A 19,567-nucleotide genomic window follows, 5' to 3' on the forward strand; every position below is an offset into this window, starting at 1 on the left:
TGCGGAGTCGCGGCCATGACGGCGTTCTGACCCATCACTATCGCTGTGTCGAGGTACTAGATCAGCGCCCCGGCCACGCAGGCCGACGCGAAGTTGGCCAGCGTCGCGGCGACCAGGCAGCGCACACCCAGACGCGCGATGTCGTGCTTGCGCGAGGGCACCAGACCGCCGAGGCCACCGATGAGGATGCCGATCGACGACACGTTGGCGAAGCCGCAGATCGCGAAGGTCGCGATCGCGTGGGCGCGGGGCGACAGCGCGCCCGCGACCTGATGTAGCTGCCCGAACGCGACCAACTCGTTGAGCACCGTACGGGTGCCCAGCACGCTGCCGACCGCGACCGCCTCGCCGGGCGGGGTGCCCATGAGCAGCGCGATGGGCATGAAGATCCAGCCCACCAGCCGCGCCATCGACAGCGGCGCCCCACCGACATCGATCCACCCCAGCGCCGCATCCAGCAGTGCAACCAGGGCGATGAAGGCGATGAGCATGGCACCGACGTTGGCCGCGAGCTTGAGGCCGTCGCTCGCGCCCGTTGCCGCCGCGTCGAGCAGGTTGGCGTCGGTGCGGGGGATCTCGACGGCGATGGTACCCGCCGTCACCGGCTGCTCGCGCTCGGGGACCACCAGCTTCGCCATCACCAACGAGATCGGCGCGGTCATGGCGACCGCCGTCAGCAGGTGCTCGATCGCGACGTTGCCGATGGTCACGTAGGCGCCGAGGATTGCGCCCGACACACTGGCCATGCCCGCGACCATGATGGTGAACAGCTCGGACTCGGTGAGCCGCTCGAGGAACGGCTTGACCGTCAGCGGCGCCTCGGTCTGGCCCATGAACATGCTCGCGGCCACCACCAGCGACTCGGCGCCGCTGGCCCCCATCGTCCGCATCATCACCCACGCCAGCGTGCGCACGATGATCTGCATGACGCCGAGGTGGTAGAGCACCGCGAACAGCGAAGCCACGAACACGATGGTCGGCAGCACCTGGAACGCGAACACGACCCCGAGGCCGCTGTCGCCGCCGCGCTGCACGCCGAGCTGTCCGAACACGAACGCCGAGCCGGCGTAGCTCTGATCGAGCACGGTCTGCACGCCGGCCGCTGCGCCCTCGAGGAGGCGGCGCCCGAGCGGCACGCGCAGCAGAACGACGCCCGCGAGCCACTGCAGCGCGATCCCCCACACCACCGGTCGCCAGGCGATGGCCCTGCGATCGCGACCGATCGCGTAGGCGATGGCGATCATCGCGAACGCACCCGCGGCGGAGACCAGTCGAAGCGGATCCATGCCCGCCAGGCTTTACCACGGCGCCACCCTCGAGGGCGCAACTGCGGCGGTCGCCGCGCCTGGTCACCACAGGCGGCGTCGGTGCTGCGAAATGGCGCGAGCCCACGGGATTCTTGCTACCGTCCGACCGCTAGGAACTCCCGAGGTTGACCATGCGACAGACCATCACACGCAAGCAGTTCTTGTTGCTCGGCGTCGGTGCGGCCGCGACCGCGCTCGTCCCCGGCTGTGGCGACGACGGCGACGCCGACACCGGTGGCAGCACCGGCTCGTCGGACACCGACACCGCATCGACCACCGACTCGACCACCGCGTCGACCACCAACTCGACCACCGCGTCGACCACCGACAGCACGACGGCGTCGACCACCGCATCGACCACCGACTCGAGCAGCACCACCGATCCCGGCAGCAGCTCCGGCGGAGATCCGACCACCGACGGCAGCGGCAGCTCCGGCGCACAGGACTCGTCCGGCGGCAGCAGCTCGGACGGCGGCAGCAGCTCCGGCGGCATGGCCGGCTGCGACGCGGCCCCGACCGCGATGTTCGACCTCCACGTGCACGCGCTGAACATCCCGCTCGCCGATGTCATGGCCGGCGTCGATCAAGACTACGTCGTCGGCGTCATGGGCCACATGCACACCGTCTCCGTCTCCGCCGAGGACTTCGCGGCCCTGCAGGAGAACGGCCAGGTGATCGTGATGGGCAGTGCCGGCGGTATCGACAATCACACGCACATGGTGACGCTGACCTGCGCGTAGTCGCGTCGACACCCGCGGACGCAACGAAGGGCCACATGCGGCACGCGCCGCGGATGGCCCTTCGTCGTTTCGGTCGCGCAGCGGCTCAGTCGTAGCCGTAGGTGATCGCGACCTCGCAGCCGTCGCACTGCGGGCACGGGAACGCGGCGTCGATGGCAGCGATCGCCGCCTCGAGATCGGCGACCGCTGGCGCGGCGTTGGTCCACGTCGCGCCGAGCGTCGCGCCCGCGGCGGCGTCGCGGCGCGTCGCCTCGGGGTCGAGCACTGGACCTGCGACCTGCAGCCACGCCCAGCTGGCGTCGGCCTCGGAGCCGCACACCATCGGGTGCTTCTCGAGGCGATCCCGTACGAGCCGCGCGAAGGCGTACCATAGGCCGTTGTCGAGCTGCTCGTGGGCGCTCGAGAACACCTGCTGCCCCTCGGCGCCGAAGTCCGCCCAGGTCAGCGCGTCGGGGTAGAGGTCGCGCCAGCATCCGATCGCCATGATGCCGTCCTCGACGGCGTCGTGCGCCATCGGGGACACGGCGTCGATCTGCGCGGCGAGGCCCCTGGGCATCGCGCGGGGCGTGGCGCCGTCGTAGTAGCCACGGTGCGCGTCACAGTCCTCGGGCAGCTGCACGCAGCTCGAGGACTCCTTGTATGTCGACACGAACAGGAACCACAGCACCGCGGCGTCGATGCGGGCGGCGTGCACGTTGGGATCACCCTCGCCGGTCATGCCGGCCGCGAACGACTCGTTGATGAGCGGCGAGATCTTGGCCGGCCCCACGCAGCGATCGGGGTACTTGCTGACGTTGTCGCCCACGGTGCACTGCTTGTCGAAGTCGACGCCGGCGTCCTGGTCGGCGTCGGCGATGCGCGGGAAGTGGAGATCCTCGCGACGCAGGATGCGGGACTCGAGCCCTTCGTCGAGCGCGTACTGCATGCGCGCGGCCAAGAAGTCGTCGGCCGTGGGCGTGTGGCCGAGCAGCAGCGACCGCATCATCTCGTAGGCGTCGACGCGGGCCGCCGAGCCCGGCGGGTCCTCGAGCACTGGCGTCCACTCGCCGTTGTCGGTCACGCACGCGGGGTAGTCGTCGTCGGCACCGGGCACGAAGTCGGTGGGCAACGCCCCGCAGGCGGATTCATCCGGGGGATCGACGCTCACCATCTCGGGCATGCACTCGCCGGTCGATCCACTGTCGGCCGAGCCGCCGCTGCTGTCGGCCGAACCGGTGTCACCCGGATCGTCGCTCGGGCACGCGCCCAGCAGCAGCGCGAAGGTGAAGAGGTGGGTCAGGCACAAGGTTCGGGAAGTCATGCGCAGCTCCTTCGATCGGCGTCGCGATCGGGGTCGCTGCAGAGCGTGGACGACGGGGCCCCACCGGCGTAAGCGGGGTTCGACGAGCTTCCCTGAAGGGTGCACATTCGAGCGGACGCACCTTGGCGAGTTTCCCGTTCATCGACCAGGGTCGTTGCTCGGGTGGAAGCACGCTTTGCACAGGGGTGAGTCGCCTCGACCTGCTCAGAAGCCGAACTGAGCCTCGAACATGAGCCCACGACCGGGCCCGTTCACGCTCGATCCGTGCACGCGATAGGCGGTGTCGGCGACGTTCTCGAGCACCAGCGAGAGCAGCACGCGCTGCTGCCAGCGCCAGCCCGCGCGCACGTCGAACACGACGTAGCCGGGGGTGCCGCCGGCGGGGATGCGCAGGTCCTTGCGGTCCTGCGTCGCCAGCCGCACCTGCGTCTGCGCCCAGCGCGTCACGAACGTGACATACGGACCGAAGCTGCGGTTGCGCCAGCCGAGCTCGCCGGTGCCGTGCAGTGGAGGGATGCGCGAGAGCGGTGCCCGCGGCGGTTGGTGCAGCACTTGCGGATGGTCGGGGTTGGGCCCCTCCCCGCGCGCGTACGAGATCGAGGCGTTGAGGAAGAAGCCCGCCGGCAGGTACAAGCGCAGGCTGCCGTCGGCGCCGACGATGTGGGCTTGCCCGTCGAGGTTGACCAGCTGGAAGCGCGCCTTCGACTCCTTGCAGCCGGGATCGTTGACGGGGCACGCCTCGATCTCGCGGCTCGCTCGCTGGATCATGTGGTCGATCGCGCTACGGAACACGAAGGCCTGCAGCTCGATCCACGGGTGCTCGATGAGGATGCCGCCCTCGATCATCGTGGAGGTCTCGTGGCGGAGCCGTGGGTTCTCCCACTGGAAGCCCGACCCGATCTGCTGCCGGCTCGTGAGGTCGTCGATGTTCGGCGCGCGAAAGCCCTGATCGACGTTGAACGCCAGCGTCAGCCAGCGCAGCGGAATCACCGCGAGGCCACCGTGGGCAACCGCGGTCAGCCAGTAGCGGTCGACCGCCTGCGAGCTGCGCTCGGGCACCGCACGGGCGCTCGCGGCCGCGGCCGCCAGCCGACCGCCGGTGCGCAGCCGCAGGTAGCGGGTGAACTGCGACTCGACGATCGCCCACGCGCCCGAGGTCAAGTAGCGGGCGCCCGGGGTGTACTGCGTGGCCGGCGAGCCGACCGTGACGTCGACGTCCGTGAAGGTCTGCCACGCGCGACTCGTGACGTAGTCGGTGTAGACATCGGCGCCGTAGTCGAGCGTGAAGTGGGCGGCCCGCGCGGGCTCGAAGCGCCGCGATCGCACCCGCACCGCGGTGCCGAAGGTCTGGACGTCGTCGCGCCCGTCGAGGCGCGTCACGGAGGGCGACCCCCGGTGGAGCTCGCGGTCCTCGTGCTGGCGGTTCCAGCTCAGGGTCACGTCGAGGTGCTCCGCCATCGCGGGACCGTCGAGCAGCGAGTACCTGCCGTACACCATCGTACGGAACTGCTCGAGGTAGCGCAGGCACTCGTCCTGCGGCGCCGTCGGTGGCGGACACTTGTCGGTGCGCGGGGCGTCGTACTGGCGATAGTCGTAATACGCCGCGGTCAGCTGGTGGTGCGCGCTCGGGCGCCACACCAGCCGCACGTCGTCGGTCAGCTCGCGGAAGCCGGTGCCGAGCTGGGTCTTGCCGTCGGGGCCGAAGCGCGGCGGGACGTTCTGCGGCATGTCGGTCGCCGGCGCGATCACGCGGCCGCCCGCGCGGAGTTGGTTGACATCGCGGTAGCCGACCCCCGCGAGCACGCCGAGCTTGCCCTTCACCGACATGTCGAGCTGGGCGCGTCCGCCGAGCGCCGCATCGGCGGTGCGGGCGTTGACGATGCCGCGACCGTGCACCACGACCGGGCCCTTGCCGCGCGCGAGCGTGGGCTCGATCGGCTGCGTGAGGATCGCACCGCCCATCGCGTCGGCGCCGTAGCGAGTGGACGCACTGCCCCGCACGACCTCGATGGTGTCGATGCCCCGCGAGTCGACCGTGAAGAAGTACTGGTTCGGGCCCTGCCGGAACGTGCTGGTGTTGAGCCGCACGCCATCGAAGTACAGCACGGTCTGCTGGCCGGTGAGCCCGCGCAGGTACACCGACGCCTGGCCGTGGGCGGTCTGCTGCACGTAGGCCCCGGGCTCGAAGGTCAGCGCGTCGGGGGCCGAGCGTGACAGTCGCTCGTCGATGTCCTCGCGTGTGACGACGCTGCCGGAACGTTCGGGATCGACGCGCTCGGGTCGACGACGTGGCACCACCACCCGCCGGGCCGTGCCGGGCTCGCGTCGGGGCGACACCGTCGGCGGTCCCCCGTCGGCAGGCCGCTCACCGACTGCGGCCGTGCGGGCAGGCGCTGCCGCGCCGCCGCCGGGCTGCGCGGCCGTACTCGTCGGCGCGCCGGGGCTCCGCACAGCGTCCGGCCCCGCGTACTCGCGAGGCGCCGCGGACCCTGCGATCCACAGCCACAACGCGACACTCGGGGAAGCCACTCGCGCACCATCGTGCCGCGTACGCCCGTCCGTGTCGTGGGCGGGCAATCACGCGGCGTGGATCCACCGGCACCCCCCCGTGGATCATCGCGTCGGGTCGTGCGAGAGAAGCGAGTGCAACCACGGGCCCGCGTCCTGCTCGCGACCGTCGCGCAGTCGCACGCGGTAGGGCTGGCCGCTGCTCGACGAGCGCGTGCCGAGCTCGTCGATGAAGCGCTCGGCGGTGTCGATCGACGGCGCGTGCGCCCACTTGTTGCGCAGGTGCTCCGCGGCCTCGCGTGCGTCGTGTTCGCTGCCGTTGCGGATGAAGGTGACGCCGCTGGCCTCGAGCTTCGCGAGCAGGCCCTCGATGCGCGCGGCCTCATCGACCGCCGGCGGTGCCGGCGTGGCGGCATCGTCCGAGCCTGGTCGGACGCGCAGGTCGGCCCAGTCGGTGCCGATGAGGTCGTTGTGCAGATCCTCGACCACCAGCTGGTAGCCGAAGCCCGCCAGCGTGAACGCGACCTCGTCACCGGTGCGCACGGACCTCGACAGCAGCACCGCGCTGCCATCGGTCTTGCCCAGCGTCAGCTGCACCTGGCCGGCCGTGATGTCGCCGAGCGCGATCTGCAGCGCACCGTCGGAGCCGGGCACCGCGGCGCTGCTGCGCTGCTGCACCCGCACGCCGGCGCCCTCGTGCGGGAGACGAAGCGGGGGCTGGGCACCGGCCGTCGGCCCGCCGGCGCGCGGGCTCCCTTCGGGCTGCGAGCCACAGGCCGCGGGCGCCACGAGCCCCGCGAGCGCCGCGAGCCCCACGAGCAGCGAAGGCGAGCACCGGCGACGGTGGCACGACGATGGGGCGGAGCCACGGCGCGACGGCATCGACGCGCCAGCATAGCAGCGCCACCCCGTCGTCGCCCGAGCCCCGCCTCGAGGTGTGACTAGTTGATGTTCAGCGTGAAGTTGCCCGAGTTGCCCTGGAAGCCGCTGACCACGACCATCACGGTCTGATCCTGGGTCAGGTTGACCGATACGGACGACTGCAGGCCGAAGAAGTCATCGTTGCACGCCAGCTCGCTGCCGCCGCACGCCGCGTCCTGCACGAACAGCACGGTGTCGTAGTCCGAGCCCTGCAGATCGAAGGTGTAGCTGCCGTCGGCGGGTGCCGTGAACTCGAACACGTAGTCCGGCGAGCCGTCGTCGGGGCAGTCGGGACTCTCGAGCTTGTCGGCCTCGCCGAGCGTGGCGCCGTCGTAGGAGGCCGGCACGTCGCTACCGATGCTCTCGTCGGGGCACGTCACGAAGTCGATGTTGAGGTTGTACGCGCCGTCGCCGAAGGCGCCATCGACCGCGACCATCACGGTCTGATCCTGCGCCAGCGTGATCGCGACGTTGGAGTCCGTCGAGACGAAGCCGGTGTTGTCGCTGCAGCCGAGCTCGGGCCCCGTGCAGTCGCCGTCGCGGATGATGAGCACGGTGTCGTTCACCGAGCCGACGGTGTTGAAGTTGTAGAGACCGTCCATCGGCGCGGTGAAGAAGTAGATGTCGTCGTTCTGGGTCAGCCCGCCGCAGGTGCCCGCCACGGTGTTGTCGCCGACCGAGGTGTTGCCGCTGGTCGCGACCGGAATCGTGTTCCCGAGGTCGGTGTCGGGGCAGAGGCCGCCGCCGAGCTGACCGATGTCGAGCACGAAGTCGCCTTCGTTCTCGAACTTGCCGTCGACCACGACCGAGACCGCCTGACCAGCGTCGAGGTGCAGCGAGAGCGCCGAGGTCCAGTTGAACTGGAAGTCGTCGCTGCAGGCGATCTCGTCGCCGTTGCAGGCGGCACCGTCGAGGATGTAGAGGACGGTGTCCATGTTCGAGTTGAAGGTGGTGAAGGTGTACTCGCCGTCCTCGGGCGCGGTGAAGCCGTACACGTAGTCGGGGGTCTCGAACGTCACGGGATCGGTCGCGCAGCTGCCCCGCACCTTGTCGATGCCGCCGACGGTCGAGCCGGCCACGCTGCCGGGCAGGGTCCCCGGGTAGGGCTCGTTCGGGCACGGCACCTCGCTGATGTTGAGCTGGTAGCTGCCGGTGCCGTTGCCGTCGACGCCGATCATCACGGTCTGGCCGGCGGACAGGCCCATCACGACGCGCGACTGCGGATTCCCGGGCGCGAAGTCGTCGTTGCAGTCGAACTCGACGCCGCCGCAGCCGCCGTCGCGCACGTACAGCACGGTGTCGAGCGCGGAGCCGAAGGTGTCGAACGCGTACAGGCCGTCGGCCGGCGCGGTGAACTCGTAGAGATCGTCGCCCGAGAACGCACCGCCGCACGAGCCCGCGTCGGTGTTGTCGTGCCCGCTCGTGTCACCCGCCACCGTCTGTGGCACCGCGTTGCCGACGTCCTGGTCGGGGCATACGCCGCCGAGCCCGGCGACGTGGAGGTCGAACGCACCGGTCTGGAACTGGGTGTCGACCACGACCGTGACCTGCTGGCCCTGCGCGAGCGTCACCAACGCGCCCTGGTCGCCGCACGAGAGCTGGTTCACGCCGCAGGGGCCGTCGTAGACCGCGATGGTCGACTCGAACGACGAGCCGAAGGTGTCGAACGTGAACGAGCCGTCGTTCGGCGCGGTGAAGAGGTACGGCGCATCGCGACCGGCCTGCCCACCGCAGCTCGACGCGAAGCCGTCGTAGAGCGAGGTGTTGTCGCCCGAGATCGTGTTCGGCACCGCGTTGCCGAGATCGTCGAGCGGACAGGTGAAGCCGCCCGCGCGCACGCGCAGGTTGAACGGCCCCTCGGCGGTGCCGTGGCCGTCGACCACCACGGTGACCAGCTGACCCGACGTGAGCGAGACGGTCACGGCCGACTGGTGGCCGTCGCCATCGTCGCTGCACGCCAGCTCGGTGCCGGCGCAGTCGCCGTCGAGCACGTACAACACGCTGTCGAGCTGCGAGCCCTGGGTGTCGAAGGTGTAGAGCCCGTCGGCCGGCGCGGTGAAGTGGTAGCCGACCTCGGGCGCCCCGCTGCCACCGCAGCTGCCGCTGCCGTCGTCCTGGACCCCGATGGTGTTGCCGAACGCGAGCGCGGGCAGGGCCGGCCCGAGCACCGCGACCGGGCACTCGAGCGCGACCATGCCGGTATCGCTGCTCGACGACTCCGCCGTGGTCACGCCCGCACTCGAGCTGGAGTCGCTGCCGCCACTGCTCGAGTCCGCGACGCCGCTGCTGCTCGAGTCACCGCTGCCGGTCTCACCGGCGCTCGAGCTCGAGCCGCTGCTGTCGGCCTGCGTCGTCCCACTCGAGGAATCCGCCACCGTCGCGCCGCCGGTGCTGGACGACGACGACGATGACGACGCGTCGTCGGTCGCGGTCGCGTCGTCGCCACAGCCCGCCGGCACGAGGGCGACACAAAGGCTGGCGAGGACGAACGGACGCGGCGACGGGGACGAGCGCAGGGACCAACGCATGGCAGGCAGCATACGCCGACGCCGCGATGGCGCCGATGTCGGGGTCAAGCGACCCTGCGCACGAGCGATCCTCAGTTCGCCGTGACCCGGCCGTGACGCATGCTCTCAGGCGTCCGCGACCACCCGGGGGCCGTCCGCCCCGGCGGCCGCGCGCGAGCCCAGCGCCACCACCTCGGCGGGGCCACCGGCGTCGTCGAACTGGGCGAGCTCCTGGCTGATCTTCTCGAGGTAGCGCCGCTTCTCGTGGAAGGGCAGGAACGAGCTCTTGAAGCCGTTCAGGATCACCTGCTTGATGTCGCGCAGGGAGAAACCCATGCGCGTGTGCAGCAGGTAGAGCTCCTTCGACATGGTCGTGTCGGTGATCAGCCGGTTGTCGGTGTTGACCGTCACCCGCGAGCCGAGGTTGTAGTAGAGCCGGATCGGGTGGCTCTCGAGCGAGCGGACCGCGCCAGTCTGGACGTTCGACGACGGGCAGCACTCGAGCGCGATGCGATGGTCGACCACGTAGTGGAGGAGATCCCCGTCCTCGCGCAGGCGGCAGCCGTGGCCGATGCGGTGCGCACCGCACAGGTGCAGCGCCTGAGCGATCGACGCCGGGCCGTAGGCCTCGCCGGCGTGGATCGTCACGTTGATGTTGTTACGCCGCACCAGCGCGAATGCCTCCTGGTGATCCTTGGGCGGGTAGTCGTACTCGGCGCCCGCGAGGTCGAAGCCGACCACGCCGCGGTTCTTGTACGCGACCACCAGCTCGGCCATCTCCAGCGACGACTCCGGCGAGATGTTGCGGATGCCGCACAGGATCAGCCGCACCTCGATGCCGTGCGCCTGCCCAGCGTCGTACATCGCCCGCAGCACCGTCTCGACCACCTGCGTGAGCCGCATGCCCTGCCGCGTGTGCAGCATCGGCGAGTAGCGGACCTCCATGTAGCGCACGTTCTCGGCCGCGGCGTCCTGCGCGAGTTCGTAGGCGGCGCGGTAGAGACCGTCGGCGGTCTGCAGCACCGCGAGCGTGATGTCGAACGCCTCGAGGTACTTCACCAGGCTGCCGGTGTTCTCGCCGACATGCATCGCCCGTGAGAGGCCCTCGGGGTCGCGCGCGGGCAGCTCGACGCCCTGCTGCTGCGCGAGCTCGAGTACCGTGGTCAGGCGCATCGAGCCGTCGAGGTGCACGTGGAGGTCGGTCTTGGGGAGGCGCTCGAAGAGCGAGAATGGCAGGGGTTCGTGCATGGGATCTCGAGCGGCAGAAGCGACGCCGCGGTGACACGGGTGTGAACGATTCCGTCCACGAGCGGCGGGTCGGGTACCGGACTCGCGAGGACGATGAGGCAGGACGCCCAAGACCTCGTGCGGGTGGGGCGTTTTTCGCACGCGATCGCGTGCACCAGGGGCGCAGCTCACGTGCGCCGACGGCCCGTACCGTCACGTCGATGCTACCCCAACCGCCATCGCTTGCCATAGACTGGCGGCCTTGCGGACGCTGGCCTCGACCTTCGGCACGCGGCGGCGGCGTGCTCGCCTGCCCGCGCCTGCGCACGTGCGGCTGCGCATGCGTGCAGCCGCGCGCACGCCGTCCTCGCGCTCGCGCGCCGCATTCGCGATCGGGGCCGTCATCGCAGTGGGCTGCGTGCACGAGCCGCTGCCGTTCGTGTGCGCCGACGCGGCGGTCGGCGAGCTCGTGATCACCGAGCTGCGCGGCCCCCAGAGCACACCCAACTCGCTGCCGCAGTGGATCGAGATCGCCAACGTCTCCGATCACGCGATCGCGCTCGACGGGCTGCACCTGCGGCTGTCGTATCGCGACGGCTCGGGCGCGCAGGACATGGTCATACGGCGCGAGCGGAGCATCGCCGCCGGCGAGTACTTCGTGTTCGCCTTCGTACCCGAGAACCAGGTCCCGGACGGCATGGACTACGGCCTCGCGGGCGAGTACGACGGCGACCTCTACGGCGGCGGCGTGCTCCTGCTCGAGAGCTGCGACGAGATCATCGACAAGCTCGACTGGACCGAGCTGCCGACCAACGGCACGTGGGCCCTGGGCGGAACGCCATCGGCGGACGCGAACGACATGGACGCGGCGTGGTGCGCCGACGAGCACGAGCCCGACGGCGCGATGGTCGAGCTCGGCGTACCGGGGACCCCGGGGGAGGCCAATCCGCCGTGTCCGTGAGTGGCGCGCGCGCGTGGTTCGCTGGCGTGCTGCTGGTCGCGGCGGCGTCCTGCGCGGTCGAGTCCGAGGCGCTGCAGGACGGTCGCTACGATCGCACCGAGCTCGCGGCGTCGCTCGCCGATCGCGAGGCCCCGGCGGGCCTCGTGCTCGGCGTGTTCACGCTCGCCAACAAGGCCGTGGTCGACGGCGACACCATCAAGGTCGAGGGCCTCGACGCCAGCCTGCGCCTGCTCGGGCTCGACTGCGAGGAGACCTTCAAGAGCGACAAGGCCCTGCGTGCCTACGAGGTCGGCTTCGCGGAGTACCTGCGCACCGAGCAGGCCAAGACCCCGCGACCCGTGAAGATCCCGACCCCGCTGGGCATGGACGCCAAGCACTTCGCGCAGGAGTTCTTCGCCGGCGTCACCGAGGTCCGCCTCGAGCGCGATCACCCAAAGGACCTCCGCGATCGCTACAACCGCTACCTCGCCTACGTGTTCGCCCGCAAGGACGGCAAGTGGGTCAACTACAACGTCGAGTGCGTGCGCGCGGGCATGAGCCCCTACTTCACCAAGTACGGCTACGCGACCCGCTTCCACGAAGCGTTCGTCGCCGCGCAGAACGAGGCCCGCGCGGCCCAGCGCGGCATCTGGCGGCCGGGCGCCGAGCACTACCTCGACTACGACGCGCGGCTGGCCTGGTGGGACGCCCGCGCCGAGTTCGTGGCCGGCTTCGATCGCGCGTCGGCGGGCCGCGAGGACTTCGTGCCACTGACGCACTGGGACGCGCTCGAGCGCCTCGAGGATCACGTCGGCGACGAGGTCGAGCTGCTCGCGACCGTCGGTGACATCCGCATCGGCAACGGCGGCGCGCCGACCCGCGTGATGCTGAGCCGCCGCATGTTCTCGGACTTCACACTGGTGTTCTTCGACGACGAGGTCTTCGCCAGCACCAACATCGCCGACGCCAAGGGCGAGTTCGTGCGGGTGCGCGGGACGGTGTCGAAGTACCAGTTCCGCGGCAAGCGTGGCCGCGCCGGCGAGGAGCAGCTGCAGATGGTGATCAAGCGCCCGCAGCAGGTGCGCTTCGAGGACACCTGGGCGCGCGCAGCGGAGTTGATGCCGCGCCCCGACGCGCCGCCACCGGGCGATCCGACCGCGCCCGATCCCGAATCCGAGGAACTCGCGCCGGTGACCCCGCCGAGCCATCCGACGCCCGTGACGCCCGCGCAGGACGACACGGTTTCGCCACCCTAGCCCCGCCGACGAGGCCACCATGCACGAACGTCACCGCCGCCTTCGCCCCCGCACGAACGACGCCCCGGGCTCCGCCCAGGGCACCGCCGCGACGGGCACGCTCGGCGTCACGCTGGCAATGGTGCTCTGCGCCTGCCACGGCGGCGATCCCAACCGCGGCGGCGAGTGTGCCGGTGGCATCGTGCCCGGCGACCTGGTGATCACCGAGATCTTCGCCAACCCGGCCGGCACCGACAAGGGTCAGGAGTGGTTCGAGATCTACAACGCCCGAGAGGTCGCGGTCGACGTCTCGGGTCTGGTGCTGCGCTCGGCCAAGGACGACGGCGGCTCGCCGAAGGAACACGTCGTCACCGCGCTCACCATCGAGGGCAAGAGCTGGGCGGTGGTCGGCGGCGTGATCGAAGACCCTGCGATCCGCCCCGACCACGTCGACTACGGCTACGGCGACGACCTCGGCGACCTCCGCAACACCGCCGGCTCGCTGGCGGTGCTGTGCGGCGGCAACCCCATCGACGAGGTGCTCTACGACGGAGCCAGCGACGCGACCTCGCGCGGCTTCGACGGCGGCCGCAGCCCGGACGCCTCGGGCAACGACGACCTCACGCTGTGGTGCGACGCGACCACGATGTTCTCCGCCGACATCGTCGGGACCCCGGGCGCGCGCAACGACGTCTGCGTCGGCAGCGGCGTGCCGACCACCTGCGTGCAGGACGGCAGCGAACGCGACGTGGTCGCGCCCGGGCTCGGCGACCTGGTGCTGAGCGAGTTCCACGCCGATCCCAGCGCCGTCGGTGACGACGACGGCGAGTGGTTCGAGATCTACGTCGGCAAGACCGTCGACCTCAACGGCGTGTCGTTCGGCAAGGTCGCGGGCGAGCCGCTCGGCACCATCAACGGCAGCGAGTGCATCTCGATCACCGCCGGCAGCTACGTGGTGCTCGCGCGTGGCGACGACCCGGCGACCAACGGCGGCCTCGAGAGCCCGTTGGGCCTGTTCGACTTCTCGCTCGGCAACTCCACCGGCTCGCTGTTCCTCGGCTACGGCGACGACGTGCTCGACGAGGTCGCATGGACCGGCAGCGACCCCGGCGCGGCCAGCAGCCTCGATCCCGACTTCGTGACGGCCGAGGGCAACGACGACCCCACGCACTTCTGCGCCGCCATCACGCCGTACGGCGCCGGCGACCTCGGGACCCCGGGCGCGGCCAACGACGCGCAGTGCCAGATCGCCCCGCCCGAGGGTCAGTGCTGGGACGGCACCGCCTTCGTCGACGTGATCGCACCCGGCGTCGGCGATCTGGTGATCACCGAGTTCAGCGCCAACCCCACTGCGGCCGACGACACCGTCGGCGAGTGGATCGAGATCACCGCGACCGCGCCGGTGCACTTGAACGGCCTCGAGCTGGGGCGCGACGCGGCGGTGGAGTCCACCATCGACACCGCCGACTGCATCCTCGCCGGGGTCGGCGACGCGCTGGTGGTCGCGCGCGAGGCCGATCCGCTGCTCAACGGCGGACTGCCCGCGGTCGCCGCGACCTTCGACTTCTCGCTGGTCAACGGCGACGGCAACCTCTTCATCGGCCATGGCGGGGCCGTGCTCGACGACATCACGTGGTCGAGCACCACCGCTGGCGCCGCCACGGCGCTCGACCCGAGCTTCTCGGACCCGGCCGACAACGACGACCCCGCGAACTGGTGCACCGCGAGCACGCCCTACGGCGACGGCGACCTCGGCAGCCCGGGCGAGACCAACCCCGCCTGCGGCACCGTCAACCCGGGCACCTGCAACGACGGCGGCACCGATCGCACCGCAGTGCCGCCGACCGCAGGTCAGCTCGTCATCACCGAGTTCATGCCCGACCCATCGGCGGTGAGCGACGCCAACGGCGAGTGGTTCGAGGTGCTCGTGCTCGCGGACGTCGACTTGAACGGCGTCGAGCTCGGCACCGAGGTCGGCAACCCCGACACCACGCTGCCGGTCGGCGGAGATTGCATCGCGGTCACCGCGGGCACCCGGGTGGTGTTCGCCCGCAGCGACGACATGGCCACCAACGGCGGCCTGCCGGCGGTCGCCGGCACCTTCGGCTTCGGCCTCGCCAACGGCGGCGGCGCGCTGGTCGTGGGCTACGGCGGCGAGGCGCTCGATGTCGTGACCTGGAGCGGCTCGACGCCCGGCGCCGCCAGCAGCCTCGATCCCGACCTCGAGAACCCCACCGACAACGACGACCAAGGCAGCTTCTGCGCTGCGACGGCGGTGTACGGCGACGGTGATCGCGGGACCCCGGGGGCGATCGGCGACGACTGCGGCGGCGGCGGCTCCGGCATGTGCAACGACGGGGGCAACATGCGGGCGATCGTCATGGCCGGGCCCGGCGACCTCGTGATCAGCGAGGTGATGGCCAACCCGGCGGCGGTCGCCGACGCCAACGGCGAGTACTTCGAACTCGCCGTGCTCGCGAACATCGACTTGAACGGCCTCGAGCTCTCGACCACCGACGACGGCGTCGCGACCACGCTGCAGCAGACCCTCGCCAGCCCCAACTGCCTGTCGGTCGCGGCGGGCAGCCGGGCGCTGTTCGTGCGTGACGCGACGATGGCCACCAACGGCGGCCTGCCCGACGGCGGCCTGGTGTTCGGCTTCGGCCTGGTCAACAGCAACGACGGCCTCGCGGTCGGGGTCGCCGGCACCATCATCGACGCCGTCACCTGGGCCACCGTGCCCAGCGGTGCCTCGCGCAACCTCGACGAGGGCGCGCTCGATGCCGCCGCCAACGATCTGGACGCCAACTGGTGCGCCGCGAGCTCGAGCTACGGCGCCGGCGACCACGGCACGCCGATGGCCACCAACGACGCGTGCGGATGAACGCTGCCACCGCGAGACTGACGCTCACGCTCGCATCCGCGGGCGTCGGCGCCACCTTGGCCTGCGGCGAGGCCGGCGACGACCGCTGCGGCCCTCGGCAGGCCGTGGTCGCGCGCGTCATCGACGGCGACACCGTCGAGCTCGACGACGGCCAGCGCGTGCGCTACCTGCTCATCGACACGCCCGAGAGCACGCAGGGCAAGAACGACTGCTACGGGCACGAGGCCAGTGACTTCAACCAGCAGCTGGTCGAAGGCCGCACCGTCTCGCTGTCGTACGACGAGGTCTGCACCGACGACTACGATCGCCTGCTGGCCTACGTCTCGATCGACGGCCGCGACGTCAACGCGCTCATGGTCGAGCGGGGCTTCGCGTGCGTGCTGCAGATCCCGCCGAATGGGCAGCAGCGCATCGACGCATTCGAAGACCTCGAGTACGCCGCGCAGCAGGGCATGGTCGGCTTGTGGGGTGCCTGTGACGAGGTCACCTGTGACTGAGCGGCTGTGGCGGGCACTGGTGGTCGCGCTCGCGACGGTCCTGACGCTGACCGTCGGCGGCCCCGCGCACGCGATCGAGTACGAGATCTTCATCGACGTCGACGACGACGACGACCTCTACGAGCTCTACACCAGCGGCCAGATCAGCGAGGGCACCTACGACACGCTGGTCGATCTGATGCGCCGCGGCACCGACCTCGACACTGCCGCACGCGAAGACCTCTACGCGCTGCCCAACCTCACCTACGTCGACGTCGACCGCATCCTCGCCTACCGTGCCGAGGCCGGCCACATCCACGATCCCGCCGCGCTGGTCACCGCCGGCGTCCTCAGCGAGCGCACACTGTCGTCGATCGCCGCGTTCCTCACCGTCGGCGAGGTCGACCCGCGCAAGGCGCCGGTCAACGGTTCGATCCGCTACCAGACGGTGTGGACCGTCGGCGACAACCGTGCGCCGCCGATGGTGCTGCAGGCCCGCGTCAACACGCTGCAGCACCTCACGCTCGGCATGGCCGGCTTCCTCACCCACAACCGCCTGGGGCCGGTGGCGTGGGATCCCAACCGCGATGCGCTCAGCGCCGAGATCGACCGACCGCGGGTGCGGCTGCCCAAGGCGTTCATCCAGTGGGACACGCCGGAGTACGGCGTGATCCTCGGCAGCTATCGCGTGGGCTTCGGCCAGCGACTGACCTTCGACAACAGCGGTCGCTACACCCCCAACGGCTTCTTCCTCGACGACTCGTACCTGCGGCGCGTCAAGCTCACGCGGCTCTGCAAGGAATCGACCGGCGAGCTCGACGGGGTGCCCTGCGACACCTCGAAGTACGGCAGCCCCGACTACCGCTTCCGCTACGGCCTGTTGGGGGTCGCCGCCGGCGCCAAGCACATCTCGCTGCCCAAGGGCTGGCTGCAGCTGTACGGCTTCTTCTCGTTCCAGCCCCGCGACATCTATCAGTACCAGGTCTACGACACCGACCGCTGCAGCGACCCGACCGACAGCGACAACCCAGATTGCAGCGCGCCGCCGGTGTTCAAGCGACGCGACCCCCTGCTCGCAGAGTCGAGCGAGTACTCGTTCCAGACCCTGCCGAACCTCTTCGACCTGATGCTCGGCGGCGGCAACTTCTCGTGGTTCCACGATCGCCGCACCCACGTCGGCGTGACCGGCTACGGCGCCGCGCCGCGCTGGCGTGCACAGGGGGTCGACCTCGACTTCCGCCCCTACTCGCCCTTCCCGTACGGCGGCGCATTCGGGGCGGTCGGTGCCGATGCGTCGTGGGGCTACCGCTGGGCCGATCTGTTCGTCGAGGTCGCGCGGAGCTTCGACAACCAGACCAAGCCCGGCGGCGGCGGCATGGGCACGGTCGTGCGCCACACGGCGACCTGGGACGTCCACGAGATCGAGGTCTCGGCCCGCTACTACGACAAGAAGTTCAACAACCCCTTCTCGCGCTCGATCGCCGCCGCCGACCAGAACGCCGGCCTGCGGGCGAGCAACGAGGCCGGCGGTCGGGTCCGCTACAGCGCGCAGCTGGCCGACCGCGTGACCCTGCGGACCTTCCTCGACGTGTGGAGCGACGTCGATCGCCCACGGCCGCAGATCAAGTTCTACGCCCGCGCCGATGCGCAGGCGACCGACTGGTTCCGCCCCGGCCTATGGTTCCAGGTCCAGGACCGCGACATCGGCGACAACGGCGGTGTGGAGTCGTACTGCGACCTCGGCGACAACGCGTACGACGTCGATGCCAACGGCTCGACCGTCACCGAGGATCCGCAGGACACGATGCCGAGCACGGAGCCTGGCGCGACCGTGGTCGGCTGCACCGGCGAACGCTACTCGATGACCGCGCGCATGCGCTTCGATCCCCATCGCCGGGTGTGGATGCAGCTGCAGTGGCGCCACGACTTCACCGAGGACTCCGACTACCCGGGCAGCGTGCGCCACGACGGCGCGGGCATCTTCCTCATCACGACCAATCCCATCGACCCCTTGCGCATCCGCATGCGCTGGCGCTACTACGACGACGACATCCAGAACCGCGCCCGCTACGAGCAGTCGGTGTGGGGCTACTTCGACGTCTCCTACCGCGTGCGCCGGTGGTTCGTGCCACGCGTGCGCTACGACCTCATCTTCCGCCTCGATCGCCGCGACGCCACGCTGGCGCGCAGCCCCAACCCCGAGCACTGGCTGTGGTTCGAGGTCTCCTCGCGCTTCTGAAGAGCCGTGGGCGAGCCTCACAGCCAGCCGCGACGGCGGAACCACCACAGCAGCACCAGCGCCGCGCCGAACATCAGCGACAGCGCGAAGGGATAGCCGTAGAACCACCGCAGCTCGGGCATGTTGAGCGGCGAGACGTTGGGATCGAAGTTCATGCCGTACACGCTGCTGATGAACGTCAGCGGGATGAAGAGCGTGGCCATCACGGTCAGGACCTTCATGACCTCGTTCATGCGCTGGCCCGCGACCGAGAGCTGCAGATCGACGAGGTCGGTGGCGAGCTCGCGGTTGACGGTGACGATGTCGATGAGCTGGGCGCAGTGGCTCTGACAGTCGCGCAGGTACGCGCGGGTGTCGGGGTGGATGAGCGGCGAGTCGTCGGCCGTCAGTGCGCCCAGCACCTCGCGCAACGGCCACAGCGCGCGACGCAGCCCCAGCAGCTGGTGCTTGACGCGGCGCAGCCGTGGGCCGATCTCGACCGCGTCGCCGGTGGGGATCACGTCCTCGATGGCCTCGAGCTCGTCGCTGACGCCCTCCAGCACCGGGAAGAACGCATCGACGGCCACGTCGAGCAGCGCGTAGGCGAGGAAGTCCGCGGTGCGGTCGCAGACCAGCCCGCTGCCGTCGCGGATGCGCTGCCGGACGACCTCGAAGATGTCGCCCTTGCGTTCCTCGAACGAGACCACGAAGCCCTCACCGATGAACACCGTCAGCTGCTCGGTCTCCGGCGAGCCGGGCTCGTCGACGATGCGCAGCACGATCTGCAGCACCGCATCGAAGCGCTCGATCTTCGGCCGCTGGTTAGTATGCAGGACGTCCTCGAGCGCCAGGTCATGCAGGCCGAAGGCCTCACCGATGCGCGCGACCAGGCCGGCGTCGCGCAGGCCGACCACGTGCAGCCACGTGACCGCGTGGGTGCGTCGCAGCCGTGCGATCTCGCCGGCGTCGAAGCGGTCGAGCTCATGGGCTTCGAACGCCGCCTGACCGACCGGGCCATAGGCGATCGCGTGCACCACCGGTGCGGCGGCGTCGGGCTCGGCGGTGAGCGTGCCGGGCGGCGTGTGCAGACCCGGCGGTTGCTGTCGCCGCCGCCGCCGCCGTTGCTCACCGCCGGGGGGTTTCGTCTTGGGGCTGCGCTTGCTCATCCGGCCGCACCTCGCGGGCACAGCATGCCGCAATCCCACGGGCGCGTCGGCGCTGCCCTGTCGGCTGCGGGTGTCCGCCCCTGGCCGCTTTGCGCCGTGGTAGCGTGACGATGGGATGCACCCGCGACGATCCGTGCA

13 protein-coding genes are annotated in these 19,567 nt (G+C 70.4%); 6 read left to right on the top strand and 7 right to left on the bottom strand.

Translation table 11 applies throughout. The features are described from left to right. Positions 1-56: 56 nt before the first annotated feature. Positions 57-1,244, bottom strand: a complete 1,188-nt coding sequence (locus tag IPH07_11145; protein MBK6917946.1) for a NupC/NupG family nucleoside CNT transporter — start codon at positions 1,242-1,244, stop codon at positions 57-59. A 188-nt stretch (positions 1,245-1,432) separates the two neighbouring features. Between IPH07_11145 and IPH07_11150 the strand changes: the two genes are divergently transcribed. Beyond that, positions 1,433-2,047 (top strand): hypothetical protein, encoded by a 615-nt coding sequence (locus IPH07_11150; protein ID MBK6917947.1) that lies wholly within the window; start codon positions 1,433-1,435, stop codon positions 2,045-2,047. Between the two features lie 85 nt (positions 2,048-2,132). On the opposite strand, the gene IPH07_11155 is transcribed toward IPH07_11150, so the two are convergent. The 5 genes from IPH07_11155 to add form a co-directional block, all read right to left on the bottom strand. After that, complete coding sequence (locus tag IPH07_11155; protein ID MBK6917948.1) at positions 2,133-3,347, bottom strand: hypothetical protein; 1,215 nt, start codon at positions 3,345-3,347, stop codon at positions 2,133-2,135. A gap of 204 nt (positions 3,348-3,551) precedes the next feature. After that, positions 3,552-5,684 carry a TonB-dependent receptor gene (locus IPH07_11160; protein ID MBK6917949.1) on the bottom strand — a complete coding sequence of 711 codons (2,133 nt, stop codon included), beginning with the start codon at positions 5,682-5,684 and terminating at the stop codon, positions 3,552-3,554. 276 nt (positions 5,685-5,960) lie between these two features. Further along, positions 5,961-6,737, bottom strand: coding sequence for a DUF5329 domain-containing protein (locus IPH07_11165; GenBank protein MBK6917950.1), 777 nt, complete (start codon positions 6,735-6,737; stop codon positions 5,961-5,963). A gap of 59 nt (positions 6,738-6,796) precedes the next feature. After that, the gene (locus IPH07_11170; GenBank protein MBK6917951.1) at positions 6,797-9,304 is read right to left on the bottom strand and encodes a hypothetical protein; all 2,508 of its coding nucleotides are present in this window, start codon (positions 9,302-9,304) and stop codon (positions 6,797-6,799) included. Positions 9,305-9,409: 105 nt separating this feature from the next. Then, positions 9,410-10,531, bottom strand: a complete 1,122-nt coding sequence (gene add / locus IPH07_11175; protein MBK6917952.1) for an adenosine deaminase — start codon at positions 10,529-10,531, stop codon at positions 9,410-9,412. A 241-nt stretch (positions 10,532-10,772) separates the two neighbouring features. Here add and IPH07_11180 point away from each other — a divergent pair, with 241 nt between their 5' ends. The 5 genes from IPH07_11180 to IPH07_11200 are packed head-to-tail and all read left to right on the top strand — an operon-like array spanning position 10,773 to position 18,284. Beyond that, positions 10,773-11,471 (top strand): hypothetical protein, encoded by a 699-nt coding sequence (locus IPH07_11180; protein ID MBK6917953.1) that lies wholly within the window; start codon positions 10,773-10,775, stop codon positions 11,469-11,471. After that, positions 11,462-12,706, top strand: a complete 1,245-nt coding sequence (locus IPH07_11185) for a thermonuclease family protein (protein ID MBK6917954.1) — start codon at positions 11,462-11,464, stop codon at positions 12,704-12,706. Before IPH07_11180 ends, IPH07_11185 begins: the two co-directional genes overlap by 10 nt. A 19-nt stretch (positions 12,707-12,725) precedes the next feature. Further along, complete coding sequence (locus IPH07_11190) at positions 12,726-15,569, top strand: hypothetical protein (protein ID MBK6917955.1); 2,844 nt, start codon at positions 12,726-12,728, stop codon at positions 15,567-15,569. Further along, entirely contained in the window at positions 15,566-16,066 is a 501-nt protein-coding gene (locus IPH07_11195; protein ID MBK6917956.1) for a thermonuclease family protein, read from the top strand. Before IPH07_11190 ends, IPH07_11195 begins: the two co-directional genes overlap by 4 nt. Next, a complete protein-coding gene (locus IPH07_11200; GenBank protein ID MBK6917957.1) occupies positions 16,059-18,284 on the top strand; it encodes a hypothetical protein in 2,226 nt (741 codons plus the stop codon). The genes IPH07_11195 and IPH07_11200 overlap by 8 nt, the downstream gene beginning before the upstream one ends. A 17-nt stretch (positions 18,285-18,301) precedes the next feature. Here the strand turns inward: IPH07_11200 and corA are convergent, their stop codons facing one another. Continuing rightward, complete coding sequence (gene corA, locus IPH07_11205) at positions 18,302-19,429, bottom strand: magnesium/cobalt transporter CorA (protein ID MBK6917958.1); 1,128 nt, start codon at positions 19,427-19,429, stop codon at positions 18,302-18,304. Positions 19,430-19,567: the final 138 nt, after the last annotated feature.

The organism is Deltaproteobacteria bacterium, assembly GCA_016709225.1.
GTDB classification, from domain to species: Bacteria; Myxococcota_A; Polyangia; order Nannocystales; family Nannocystaceae; genus Xiheibacterium; species Xiheibacterium phototrophicum.